This window comes from Chitinophaga filiformis, assembly GCF_023100805.1.
Lineage (GTDB): Bacteria > Bacteroidota > Bacteroidia > Chitinophagales > Chitinophagaceae > Chitinophaga > Chitinophaga filiformis_B.
The window spans coordinates 5,669,224-5,682,149 of the sequence record NZ_CP095855.1; the positions used below are offsets into that span (position 1 = coordinate 5,669,224).

Sequence of the window (12,926 nt, forward strand, 5' to 3'; positions counted from 1 at the left end):
ATGCTGAACATGAACTATAACACCACCATAAGATATCTTCTTCTGTCCTGCGTTCTTTTTGCTGTATCCTGTTCTGAGCCGGAAAAGCCAGTCACAAAAGAGGAAGCGGCCAAAGTCGCCACTGCGTTGACGCGTGCCATTGCACGACAGGATGCCGACCGCTTCAATAACCTGCTGGATATGGACGCCATTGAAAAAAGGATTCAGGACCAGGCTGGCAGTAAGGTCAGCCGGCAATTGGTGGCACGTGCGATGAAAACCCTGCGGTCTGGCGACTACGGTAAGGAAATTGTAAGGACCGTTGGAACCAAGGGTACCTACGAGCTCGTAAAGCAATACGAGAAAGACAATCGTCAGCACCTGATTTTCCGGCTATATAATGATCAGCTTAACTACCACGACTTCGAGCTTATCAAAAAGAGAGATCAGGTTAAAATAGCAGACATGTTTGTTTACACCACCGGAGAGAATATAAGCACCACATTAGCGGAAACGCTGCGGTTTGCAGATGAACACGAAGAAGTAGCGGACCTGCCTGACAATACGCTCACCAATGTGCAGTTAATGAAAAAACATGTCCATGAGGGTAATTACGAACTTGCCGACAGTATTTTTAAGACGCTGCCTGCAGTGATCAGGGAACAGAAAGTATATAAGATCATATATATCAATATTGCCAGTGAGCTGGGAAATGACAAGTATCTCGCAGCATTGACCAAACTTCAACAGGAGTATCCGAATGCCCCGAATATGTACCTGCTGATGATCGATGCCTATATCCTGAAGAAAGATTATGCCGCCGCGCAAAGATCTGTTAACGGGCTGGACTCTCTTATCAATAAAGATCCTTTCCTTGACTATTACCGTGCATTGATCTGCAAGCAAGGCATGGATAATGTCAATAAGCTGGCTTACCTGGAAAAATTGCACCAAAACCTACCCGGTTTTGATGCAGGTACATTGGAACTTCTCTTTGCATATGTAGAAGATGAGAAATGGGATAAGGCGGTGCCGCTCACGCTACAATACAGGAAAAGCAAAAAAGCCAATACGGAGTTTCTTGAGACATTGTACCTGCTGTATCCCACCTTTAAAAAGAAAGTTGATGCAGCCACGGAGGACCTGCACCAGAAATCTCATTGAAAATCTCAACGGTGAGATAGTTTCAAAGCTCTTGAGAAAAAGAAATTAAGTACTAAAAAGACATCCCATGGTCAGATGCATTGACCATGGGATGTTTTACTTACATAACTTATTTTAAGCCGGATTCCGAAGCGTTAAACAGCCTTTTTATAATGCATACATACCACTCCGTTAGTGAAGGTCTTTGAGCTTAGTAGCGTGAGCGGCGTCGTCTGGGACACATTTTCAAAAAGAGGTATACCCTGGCCCAGCAGCACAGGGTTTACAAAGAGCCAGAATTCATCTACTACATCGTATTGCAGCAATGCGTGTGTGGCCGAAGGGCTGCCAAATATGAGGATCTCCGTACCTTCCTGTTGCTTTATTGCTTTCACGCGGTCTTCTATATCATCACTGATGAAAACAGTATTGGGGTATTGCTCTCCTTCCATGCTCTTCGACAGCACAATTTTTTGTGCCTTATTATACCAGGCGGCATGTTCAATGTCATGCTTACTTGCATTGGGTTGATCGGCAGCTGTAGGCCAGTACCCTTCCATCATTTGCCAGGTAACGCGACCGTATAATGCGGTATCACTGTCCTTGACGCGGTCACCGACATGGTCAAATATCTCCTCATCTACTTTTATCCAATCCATTTCGCCATTAAGACCCGCCACATATCCATCCAAAGAAACATGAAAAAACGAAACAAGTTTACGCATAACGCTCCTGGTTATAAGGTTAATTATAATTATTGACAAGCAAACTTACGTTCCTCATCTGACTTAAACAATGGCCAATCAGGACAATCAGGAGGGCCGTTCCCGTCATACTAAAAATAATCGATCCACTTTTCTCCCTGCAAATGCTAACAAAGGCATCGTTATGCAATAGTACACACCGCATACACTGGGATGGCCTTTCGCCGTGAGGCGCAAGGCCTCACCATAGGCAAATGTACACTACCACGTCAATTTCCATCAGGATCACACGAGCCTACTTCTGCCGTATTTAAATAGACTTCCTACAAAATGAATTTCAACCCATTTTTTTGTAGATTGCCATGGCTTCAGAATTACAGCCAATTTTAGACAATAACACTTTCATCTATGGGACTATTTGACCTTTTCAAAAAACAAGCTGCTCCAAAACAGCGTACAGCCTTAACACATACCCCTTATGGAGACAACGCCACAAACTTAATTTACAACCTGCTTTTTTGTGACGATCTGGAACTGTACAAAACTAATACGGAAGCACCTTATTCTTATCCATTCAACATTTTGTTTTCGGAAGCGAGCACAGTAGAAGATCTACAGAAGATCATAGACGATACAGGCACTGATACAAGGATAAAGATCCTTGCGTATAACAGCCAATATGCCAAAGGTCACCATCCAGGCAACAAGGAACTTCTTGCCGTAATAATTGAAGTAGGATTAGAAGGAGGACTCGATGTGCTAGCCTCTTTTAAGAATGGGACGGCCCGTTATATTAACCAGACAGGAAAAATATTGATCTGGGAAAGTACCACCGACGCAAAAGCTAATGAACTGACAGAAGATCTATTTGCAAAGAGCCTTCAAATCGTGCATCAAATCGGGCCCTGGGATCAACCCAGAAGACCAAATCCAACAAGTGGTAATACAAGAATCACATTTCTTGTCTCGGATGGGCTTTATTTTGGAGAAGGGCCTACGAACGTTTTGTTTAACGACCAATTAGCCAGCCCGGCTTTGACGAGCGCAACACGACTAATGCAATACCTGACGGAGAGATCTTTACAGGCAAATGAGTAAGACATCGTCCCTGGCCTGTTTTAAACATACTAATAAATACATTTGAATTAAAAGCCCGCTACCAGGGCGGGCTTTACTAAATCACAGGCCGTTCAGCATGATAACGGTAAATGATGCCGGCGATAACACGATCCTGAAACTAGCCGGGTCTACGTTCTTCTTAATCTCCGTTTTTATAACCGTATTCTCGTTCGTTGCCGAGTTAACGCCGTACAAACTTTTCCCTGTGTAAGAAATTTGCTTTAAGGTTACCCGCTGCTGGTTTCGTTGTTGATCTTTAACATGCACAATGGCTTCAGCAGCGTGATCAAGATCCCTGTTCACTATTGTAAGTATAATTTGATTGCTGTCAGCAGACCTGCTTGACGCAGCATCGATTGCTCTAATTCCGGGACTTGATTCATGTGTGGTGGTTTGCGTTGGCAGGTTGTATTGTCCTGCATAGTCTCTAAACGCTTTAAGCGGCGCAAATATGGTCTGACGGTAGGAACCAGCGGAATCAGACATGATCGGGGCAAGTACGTTGACAGTCTGGGCCCAGGTGGCCATGCCTATAGAGCGGCTATGACGTTGAAAGAGATTTAAAAATGTGGCCACACCTAAGGCGTGCGACCAATTGTATTGATATTCCAGGTTATAGGCGCCTTTGCCTTTGCCGGAATTAATGTCCCAGATGCCCCACTCATCTACCGCAATTTTTATTGGTCCTGATCTCGCCGGGAATCTGTACCAGCGGCTGAAGTTTTCGACCTTGACCGGTGTTGCCGCCAATAGCGAATCTACCTGGGTAAGTGGTCGTTCAATATGGTCGATCGATTGAATGAGTGAGCTAAAACTCGTATCGGCCGGGATGGAATAAAGATGAATGGATAAATAATCGCATACCGGTCCTAACCTCTCAAGTACTGTACGGCTCCAGTGAAGGTCCTCCGAATTTCCAACCAGGACGAGCTTCAAACTGCTGTCCTGCAGTTTCATCATTTTGACAAATTGCCAGGTGTCTTTAATATACACATCAAGGTCCTGATGCCGTCCCATATCAGGTTCTGCACCTTCCTCATTGCCGATGCCCCAGTATTTTACGTTGAAAGGTTCTTCAAATCCATCTTTCCTTCGCAAATTGGCGTAATAGGTGTCAGTTGTGCCATTGCAATATTCCACCCAGTTAGCGGCTTCCTCGGGTGTACCGGTCGCCATATTGACAACCAAAAAAGGTTCGGCCCCGATTTTACGGCAGTAGGCTATGAATTCCGCTGTACCAAAGTGATTATCCTCCACACCTCCCCAAATAAGATTCTTCCGCTTTTTACGGGATGCTTTCGGGCCAATCCCATCCTGCCAGTGATATATTTTTGTAAAAGTTCCACCGGGATACCGCAATAAAGGCGTGCGCAATTCCTTCACCTTTTCCAGCACATCCATTCTAAAACCATTTGAATCCGATAACTTAGAATGTTCATCATAAATCCCCCCGTTGATAGCCCTTCCTAAATGCTCAATGAATTGACCATATTGAAGCGGACTTATCTCCTGCCCTTTTTGTGTTGCGTCAATGGTTATTTCCGATTTGAAAGGCGTTTGCGAAAATGCGGTAATTGAAAGAAGGAACGCTAAACAAAATAGAACACACTTCATAAAATGAACATTTAAATCAACTAATAGCCAATTGAACAGGACCGCCAATTTACCATTTTCCCGGATCAATTCGAAAACCTTGGAGGAGGCTATGGCCCCCGGTCCAGTGAGGGAACAATACATGGCATGTTCGCCGGGAAATTGAGTGCGCAATAAGGTCAGCTGATCGGCCATCGCCTGCAAAGTGTATTTTTTTTAAACTTTCCTGTAACATTTTGTCCGGCTATGTATCAAAAGGCAAAATCAAACAAATTAACAGTTAAATCTACTGAAAATGAAAAAGTATAAATGGCTCATTATTATCCTATTATTTACCGCATTATGCGCGAATGTATTCGGTCAAACAACAGCTACCATGCCTTTTGAAGTGAAGAAAAGCGGACAGGGCAAACAGGCTATCATCCTTATACCTGGCTTAGGTTGTTCCGGCGAAGTATGGGATCAGACTGTAGCAGCATTTGAAAAAAACTATACCTGCTACACTTTAACCATGGCTGGCTTTGCAGGCGTACAACCTTTGCCCGAGGCAAGTTTCGCCAATTGGGAAACCCAGATCGCCAGGTATATAAGGAACAACAACATTCAAAAACCTATTATAATAGGACACAGTTTGGGAGGCGGTTTAGCTTTGGCAATTGCTGCCGACTACCCTCAGCTTATCGAAAAAATAATTGTAGTGGATGCTCTTCCTTGCCTATCCGCCCTGCAGAATCCTGCATTCAAACCACAAGAAAACAATGATTGCACGCCCATGATCAATCAATTTACCACCATAAACAATGAACAGTTTGAACAAATGCAAAAATCGAATATTGCCGGGCTGGTAGCTGATACATCAGGCCAAAAGAAAGTAGTTAGCTGGACAATGCAATCGGACAGAAAAACATTTGCCGGCCTGTTTTGCGATTTTCTGAACACCGACCTGAGAGAAAAACTCAAATCCATCCAATGTCCCGCACTGATCTTGCTTGAAAGCCCGTTTACCCGTATAAAACCTGCTATTGAAGAACAATATAAGAATTTAAAAGGCGCCCAACTACAATACTCACCCAAAGCTCTTCACTTTATCATGTTCGATGACAAAGAATGGTATCAAGATCAATTAACCGGTTTTATAAAATAAAAAAATGATAAGTAATTCCTTTCCTGCTCCATTGTTCTTATTATTGCGGACAGGCATTACAACAAATAACAGTACCCTCTCATTTCCTTATTTATGGCCCTTACTATAGTCTTTAAAAAACAAGCGCATAAAAAATGACATTTGAAGAAATCTACAAAACATATTGGCAAAAGATCTTTCGATTATGTCTGGGATATGTGAACGATTTCGATTGGGCCAAAGACATTGCGCAGGAAACCTTTATCATTGTCTGGCAACAGCTTCCCAAATTCAGGAACGAATCAGCTATTGGCACATGGATATTCCGGATTGCGACAAACAATTGTTTAAGGCAAATTGAGAAAGACAAACGCACTCCTAAAACGGCATTACCCGATGACCTGAAAGAGGAACAACAAGTCTCTATTGAACCACAGATCCGGTTCCTGTATCAATGTATTGCCGAACTACCCGAAACAGACCGCATCATTATATCATTAGAACTGGAAGATGTTAAACAAGCCGAAATAGCAAGCATTACAGGGCTTTCAGAGGCCAACATCAGGGTAAAGATCCACAGGATCAAAGAAAAATTATCTCAAAAATTTAAAACCCATGTCCATGAGCAATAATATAGATTTCAAGGCTTTGTGGCAACAGCAACCGGTAATCGAACCCGACATGAAGGATTTAATGAACCGCTTGCACCAGTTTAAGCAATCGAATATCAGAAGACTTATAAAGACCAATATTTTATTGATTGCAACAAGTTTGTTTATTGGCTTTATATGGTATTATTATCAGCCGCAGTTCATCACCACCAAAATGGGTATAGTAATAACTGTTTTAGCCATGGTTATTTTCCTGCTCGTTTATAATAGAATGCTTGCATTGTTCAATAAAATCGACAATACAAGCGATAACACTCACTACCTGCAAAACCTGATCCTCATAAAAGGCAAACAACGGTTTTTACAACATACCATGATGAATGTATATTTCATCATGCTTATGGCCGGCATTTCTTTGTATATGTATGAATACACCTCGCGCATGACAATGACGGCCGGAATAATTACCTATGCAGTTACATTGGCCTGGATCCTTTTCAACTGGTTTTACTTAAGACCTAAGGTGGTCAAAAAACAGCAGGCAAAGCTGGACGATCTGATTTCAAAATTTGAAGGTATCAATAAACAAATACTTGATAGCTGAAAATGAAAATCAGATGCCCTGCCAATACGATAATGATTTTATTATTGAGAAAACTTATCATTGGAATTACAAAGCCCTTCAAATCAAACGATCTGAAGGGCTTCTTTTTTTAGTTGAGGCCACCGGGAATTCTAACGAAGTCTGTGAAGCCTTGTTACCTGCCGGTTATTTTTCAATGTTCTTAAACATGATAAATTAGTCCGCTACCCTTATCCAGCGATTTGATACTTACCATATCATCGAAAGACAACTCAAAGTCAAATACATTGAAATTTTCATTTATCCTTTTCAGATTGGCTGATTTGGGAATAACTACGACTTCCCTCTGAATTAACCATCGTAGCACCACCTGGGCAATACTCTTATTATATTTGTCTGAAAGTGCCTTTAGAAGTTCACTATTAAAGAGATTATTTCTACCCTGCGCAAAGGGAGCCCATGACTCCAACTGGACTCCTTGAGATCTCATAGTTTTTTGCATCTCCGTTTTTTGGGAAAACGGATGCGTTTCCACCTGATTAATTGCCGGTATCACGCTATGCTGCTCAAGTAAATGCCCGATCTGATCCGTAGTGAAATTACTTACACCTATAGCCCTTACTTTACCTTCTTTATATAATTCTTCCATTGCCGTCCAGGAAGAATTTATGTCTCCCTGCGGGAGATGGATCAAATACAGATCAATATAGTCAAGACCCAATTTTCCTAGTGATGTCTCAAAGGCCCGCTTTGCATTTTCATACCCGGAATTCGCTGGCAAGAACTTTGTGGTCACAAAGATTTCCTCCCGTTTGACATTACTTTTTTTAATCGCCCTACCCACTGATTCCTCATTATGGTATGCAGCAGCTGTGTCGATCAATCTGTAGCCAACATTCAAAGCGTTTAGCACAGCCTGCTCACACGCTGAACCGTCTCGAAGCAAGTAAGTACCAAAACCAAGCAGTGGCATTTCTATGCCGTTATTTAATGTTATGTCCATCACTTTGTACCTGTCTGTATGCTGTTCCCGCATACTTTTTTAATCACTTGAATTAGGAGGAAGAATTTCATTCCGGTTGCGGCGGTGATAGAAATTAGTCGCCATAGAAGGACGTATCACGGCTATGCCTCACCTACCTGCCTTGCAGGTCTGCCAGGCTTGCGGGATAACGTTCTCCCTGAAGGCGGATGTTCTCCAAAGCCTTATTGATATTGACCAGGTCAGCATTACTTAAAGTGACGTTTGCACTGCCTGTATTTTCTTCCAGGCGAGTCATTTTTGTAGTTCCCGGAATCGGTACAATCCATGGCTTTTTCGCCAGCAGCCATGCCAGTGCAATCTGCGCCGGCGTTGCGTTGTGTTCTGCCGCAATCTTTGTTACCAGGTCAACAATGGCCTCATTGGCTTCGCGGTTTTCTTTGCTGAAACGAGGCAGGACATTTCTCCAATCGGTCTTGTCAAATTCAGTATCCGCATTCATCTTACCCGTTAAAAAACCTTTTCCCAGCGGGCTAAACGGAACGAAGCCAATGCCCAATTCTTCAAGCAATGGAATGATCTCTTTCTCGGGTTCGCGCCAGAACATGGAATACTCACTTTGCAGGGCTGCCAAAGGTTGTACGGCATGCGCCCTGCGTATACTTTGCACGCCCGCTTCACTCATACCGAAGTATTTTACTTTGCCCTCGGCAATCAGATCTTTTACGGTTCCGGCAACGTCTTCAACAGGTACATCCGGGTCTACGCGATGTTGATAAAACAAGTCGATATAATCGGTTTGCAGGTACCGGAGCGAGTTTTCCGCCACCTGCCTGATGCGTTCCGGGCGACTATTCAATCCATCTGTATTCCTGCCGTTCTTAAAGCCAAATTTAGTGGCGATGACTACTTTATCACGTACATTGTGCAATGCTTTTCCTACCAACTGTTCATTGGCACCTTGTCCATATACTTCTGCGGTATCGAAGAAAGTAATGCCCCATTCATACGCCTGCTGAATGATTGCAATAGCATCTTTCTCGTTTGTTGCCGGACCATAACCGTGGCTTAGTCCCATGCAGCCGAAACCAAGTTCGGATACTTCTAATCCTGAGGTTCCTAATTGTCGTGTTTTCATTTTGTATATTTTCTACTACAAAATTGAGGAGGAAGGGTGAGCCGTTTTGTATACAGATTACAGAGTTTCCTACCAATATTACTGATTCGGAGAGCCGGTGTCAAAAAGGATTGCCGGAAACTGTAATTTTGTAGCGATAGACGAATAAGGTATGGAAGAGATCGTAAAAATTGACAGTATCGCGCAATACAATACCATACGGGGCGTGACCACCAAACATCCGCTGGTTACGGTGATTGACCTCTCAAAAGCGCAACCGATGCCTGCCGGGGCATTCAACCTGGGTTTGTATGCGATTGGGTTGAAAGAGCTGAACCATGGCCAATTGCGATATGGAAGAAGGCATTATGACTACCAGGAAGGGAGCCTGATATTCGTAGCGCCCGGGCAGGTGGTAGGTGTGCAAGCCGGCTTTGAACCATTTACCCCGAAGGGCTGGATATTGCTCTTTCATCCCGACCTGATAAACGGCACTCCATTGGGCAAACACATGCAGGAATATTCTTTCTTTTCGTATGATGTGAATGAAGCACTTCACCTCTCGGACAAGGAGAAAAGTATTGTGATTGATTGCTTTTCAAAAATAGAGTATGAACTCGATCAAAATATAGACAAGCACAGTAAAAGACTGATCGCATCCAACATCGAGTTGCTGCTCAATTACTGTATCCGTTTTTACGACCGCCAGTTCATCACGCGCGACAATGCAAACAAAGGAATCCTGGAACGGCTTGAACACTTATTGAAGGACTATTTTTCATCCGACAAACCGCAGCTCGAAGGCTTGCCTTCCGTAGCTTATTGCGCCGAAGCCCTGCATTTATCACCTAATTATTTTGGCGACCTGGTGAAGAAAGAAACCGGCAGATCTGCTCAGGAATACATTCAATCAAAAGTGATAGATGTGGCGAAAGAGAGAGTGTTTGACATGAATAAATCTGTGAGTGAAATTGCTTACGAATTGGGCTTTAAATATCCACAGCATTTCACCCGTTTATTCAAACAAAAAGTAGGCGTCACCCCGAATGATTACCGGATGATGAATTAAATGAACTCGTTTAAAATTACCCTTTTAGTCATTGAATGACTCCCGAAAGGCGAGCGGTGACATACCGGTTTTCGCTTTAAAGATCCTGCTGAAAGATTGCGGGTGTTCAAAGCCTAATTCGTAGGCAATCTCATTTAAGGATAAGTTTGTTGAAGAAATACGTTCTTTCGCAACTGCAATTAATTTCTCCTGGATATGCTGTTGTGTATTACGCCCTGTTGTTGTAGTGAGCAGTGAGCTAAGGTAATTTCGGGAAATATGAAGCCGGTCGGCGACCTGCTGTACGGTAGGGACGCCAGCATACATGAGGCTATCGCCGGAAAATGCTTCTGTAAGAACATCTTCTAATCTTTCAAGAATTTCGTGATTAGCGATCTTACGCGTCAGGAATTGCCGGTGATAGAAGCGGTCGGCATAATTAAGCAAAGCTTCCAACTGGCTAACAATAATATGCTGGCTAAACCTATCCATATTGCCCTGATACTCCTGTTGAATATTCTGTAGGATACCCACAATGATGCCCTCTTCTTTGTCAGACAAAAACAAGGCTTCATTGACGGAATAGTCAAAGAACTCGTATTTTTTAATGCCCTTTGCCAAAGGTGTGTTCCAAAGAAAGTCGGGGTGGATCAGGAGCATCCACCCTCTGACTTCATTGCCGGCATCAGTTTCATCCTGCTTCATGCCAAACACCTGGCCAGGTGACATAAAATATAGAATGCCCTCGTCAAAATCATACCGCCGTTGCCCATATCTCAGATTAAGATTGAAATTTCGTTTGAGGGAAATGCAATAAAAATCAAATATCATTGAACCGGCCACTTCCAAAAACTCCTCATTGACAGCACTCAACTGCAGAACGCTGATCGATGGATGCATTGGCGGCGGAAATTTCCTGAGTCGATGCAGCTCACTGATAGAATGAATATGAAAAGGCGATGTATTTTTCATAAGGTAAAACTACGAAATTTAGTGTCCCTGCAGGTTACCCAGCACCTTAGCCATGTTGCTTTGCACCCAATGCTCCACATATCTCCCGTTCTGAAGCCGGATGATCTCTATTGCTTCAATACTCATTTGATTACCGGTGGCAGGGAGGCCAAACAAATTGCCACTATGAATGCCAGAGATGACTTTATGCGTTACAACTAAGTCATTCTCTGCAATCTGCCTTAAAACAGTCACTTTAATATCGGACAATCCGGTATGGAGCGCATTCAAAAAATGATGAAAGCTATCTTTCCCATTTGGCAGCCCCTGCGGGGTGGCATGATTAATCACCTCGTCAGATACCAGATCGTCCAATGCGATTGTGTCATTTTGTTCTATACAGGCTTTGTCGAAATGAAGGATAATGGCCTTGTTCTTTTCCAGATCTGAAGTATACATGATAGTAAATTTTGACTGCAAATTTCCCGTACAACGTGAAAATGGAATTAACCAGATGTAAGGAATCTATAGCTATATGTATGATAATCTCCAGAGGTTGCGCGCAACGGGAAGATTGGTTATGGACGCGATTATTGGCAGATCTATTCATCGCAATTTCAAAAGAGGCCTGTCCCTCCAATCACATGCCTCGCTGTGCAGGCTATCATATACTTGTCAATTCCTTGATTTTTTGCCATCAGAGTAAGTTTGCAGCCCAGGGAAACTTTCCAGGCATCGCAATGTGGTGATAAGGTGCCTTTACATGAACTGTTCGCAAAACCAATACAACAAAATTTCAAAGCGCAAAATGATAATCAATTGAAATTCTTTTAATAATATTCTATCTTTCTCTCTATAGAAGATTTCAAGCTGCCATCCACATTGTAAGTTGTTCTCTTTATCCAGTTATTATTTTTATCATAAACATATTCATGCCGGTAAGAGTCTTTTTTATTTAATTCACCGGAAATTTTGCATATACATTCGGTTCCATTGCCATTGGCGTCATAGGCATTAGTACATTCATAGATCCTATAATTACTGGTGGAACGATATTGAATGATTTGCTGGTTTTTGTTGTATATATGTAGCGTCTTGTCTTCAAATGATCCATGATGGTAACTTGTTGCTTCTACCGTATCGCCACTGTATTTCCATTCGGTTTTCCGGGTACATATTTTTTCGTTGTCGTAATAAGTCTCCATCGAAGTGGGCCGGCCTTTCGAATCGTATGTATACTTATAAGCGTCTGAGCCCGAGCCCAAACCGCGCGAAGTATAACTACCGCTTGCGTCATATGTTCTTTCATCTTTATATTTTACTCCTCCGAAACGGTCATAATTAATAAATTCAATCATCCTGCCCTCTTCATCAAATGCATAGGTGCATTTATAAGCCAGGCTGTTATCTTCATCATAAGCGGTAAGATGGGTATAGTTGCCTGCCTTATCGTACTCGTATACAATCCTTCTTTGAAATTCTTCATTTAGCAGAAAAGTAGTTTGCTCTTCCAAATTTCCATCTTTTCTAAACTTAAAATATTCCTTTGTAACAAAGTTGCTCAATGCACTATCGGGAATATACTGTTTGTAATTGAACTCAATAATGGATTTTACCCTGCCTTTTACATTATAGGTCTTCCAGTTCATTTGATATTCTTTATTTGGCTTAACAGGGCCCGAATTGCACCGGGCTAACGAAGTACATAAAAAAAGAATAGCAATTAAAATGTTGCGCATAGGTATGATTTAAGGGCTTTGAAAGCGCTAAAATATAAGATTTATGTCTAAAGTGAAAAAGTTTGCCCATACCCGTTTGTCCCTCTATGGACAGTTCACCATTGATCAGTAACATTTATCTGCACTATGTGCTGGATGAATGGTCCTTCAGACAAATACAGCCACTACTGAAGGCGATAGCTTTCTTATCCGTTTTGCTGATGATTTTCTGTAAGTGTTTACTAACAAGGAAGA

At 42.5% G+C, this 12,926-nt stretch carries 13 protein-coding genes; 6 read left to right on the forward strand and 7 right to left on the reverse strand.

Translation table 11 applies throughout. The annotated features are described in order from the left end of the window. The first annotated feature begins 9 nt into the window (after window positions 1-9). On the forward strand, window positions 10-1,143 hold the full coding sequence (locus MYF79_RS21920) for a tetratricopeptide repeat protein (RefSeq protein ID WP_247809978.1): 1,134 nt from the start codon (window positions 10-12) through the stop codon (window positions 1,141-1,143). A 134-nt stretch (window positions 1,144-1,277) separates the two neighbouring features. On the opposite strand, the gene MYF79_RS21925 is transcribed toward MYF79_RS21920, so the two are convergent. Next, on the reverse strand, window positions 1,278-1,847 hold the full coding sequence (locus tag MYF79_RS21925; RefSeq protein ID WP_247809979.1) for a dihydrofolate reductase family protein: 570 nt from the start codon (window positions 1,845-1,847) through the stop codon (window positions 1,278-1,280). Between the two features lie 387 nt (window positions 1,848-2,234). On the opposite strand from MYF79_RS21925, the gene MYF79_RS21930 reads away from it, so the two are divergent. Further along, window positions 2,235-2,924: a hypothetical protein gene (locus MYF79_RS21930; protein ID WP_247809980.1), complete on the forward strand. Its 690-nt coding sequence runs from the start codon at window positions 2,235-2,237 to the stop codon at window positions 2,922-2,924. Between the two features lie 81 nt (window positions 2,925-3,005). On the opposite strand, the gene MYF79_RS21935 is transcribed toward MYF79_RS21930, so the two are convergent. After that, window positions 3,006-4,733, reverse strand: coding sequence for an alpha-L-arabinofuranosidase C-terminal domain-containing protein (locus MYF79_RS21935; RefSeq protein WP_247809981.1), 1,728 nt, complete (start codon window positions 4,731-4,733; stop codon window positions 3,006-3,008). Window positions 4,734-4,833: 100 nt separating this feature from the next. On the opposite strand from MYF79_RS21935, the gene MYF79_RS21940 reads away from it, so the two are divergent. The 3 genes from MYF79_RS21940 to MYF79_RS21950 all read left to right on the forward strand — a co-directional run bounded on the left by MYF79_RS21940 (window position 4,834) and on the right by MYF79_RS21950 (window position 6,876). Further along, on the forward strand, window positions 4,834-5,682 hold the full coding sequence (locus MYF79_RS21940) for an alpha/beta fold hydrolase (protein WP_247809982.1): 849 nt from the start codon (window positions 4,834-4,836) through the stop codon (window positions 5,680-5,682). Between the two features lie 134 nt (window positions 5,683-5,816). Further along, a complete protein-coding gene (locus tag MYF79_RS21945; RefSeq protein ID WP_247809983.1) occupies window positions 5,817-6,293 on the forward strand; it encodes an RNA polymerase sigma factor in 477 nt (158 codons plus the stop codon). Continuing rightward, complete coding sequence (locus MYF79_RS21950) at window positions 6,283-6,876, forward strand: hypothetical protein (RefSeq protein WP_247809984.1); 594 nt, start codon at window positions 6,283-6,285, stop codon at window positions 6,874-6,876. The genes MYF79_RS21945 and MYF79_RS21950 overlap by 11 nt, the downstream gene beginning before the upstream one ends. Before the next feature lie 181 nt (window positions 6,877-7,057). Here MYF79_RS21950 and MYF79_RS21955 read toward each other — a convergent pair whose 3' ends face one another. Next, window positions 7,058-7,891, reverse strand: a complete 834-nt coding sequence (locus MYF79_RS21955) for an aldo/keto reductase (RefSeq protein WP_247809985.1) — start codon at window positions 7,889-7,891, stop codon at window positions 7,058-7,060. Between the two features lie 100 nt (window positions 7,892-7,991). Further along, window positions 7,992-8,975 carry an aldo/keto reductase gene (locus tag MYF79_RS21960; RefSeq protein WP_247809986.1) on the reverse strand — a complete coding sequence of 328 codons (984 nt, stop codon included), beginning with the start codon at window positions 8,973-8,975 and terminating at the stop codon, window positions 7,992-7,994. Window positions 8,976-9,126: 151 nt separating this feature from the next. On the opposite strand from MYF79_RS21960, the gene MYF79_RS21965 reads away from it, so the two are divergent. Next, window positions 9,127-10,023 carry a helix-turn-helix domain-containing protein gene (locus tag MYF79_RS21965; RefSeq protein ID WP_247809987.1) on the forward strand — a complete coding sequence of 299 codons (897 nt, stop codon included), beginning with the start codon at window positions 9,127-9,129 and terminating at the stop codon, window positions 10,021-10,023. Window positions 10,024-10,047: 24 nt separating this feature from the next. Here MYF79_RS21965 and MYF79_RS21970 read toward each other — a convergent pair whose 3' ends face one another. From MYF79_RS21970 to MYF79_RS21980, 3 genes are all read right to left on the reverse strand, one after another. Continuing rightward, a complete protein-coding gene (locus MYF79_RS21970; protein ID WP_247809988.1) occupies window positions 10,048-10,974 on the reverse strand; it encodes a helix-turn-helix domain-containing protein in 927 nt (308 codons plus the stop codon). A gap of 18 nt (window positions 10,975-10,992) precedes the next feature. Beyond that, window positions 10,993-11,412, reverse strand: coding sequence for an ester cyclase (locus MYF79_RS21975; protein WP_247809989.1), 420 nt, complete (start codon window positions 11,410-11,412; stop codon window positions 10,993-10,995). A gap of 371 nt (window positions 11,413-11,783) precedes the next feature. Continuing rightward, window positions 11,784-12,602, reverse strand: coding sequence for a hypothetical protein (locus MYF79_RS21980; protein ID WP_247809990.1), 819 nt, complete (start codon window positions 12,600-12,602; stop codon window positions 11,784-11,786). Between the last annotated feature and the right edge of the window lie 324 nt (window positions 12,603-12,926).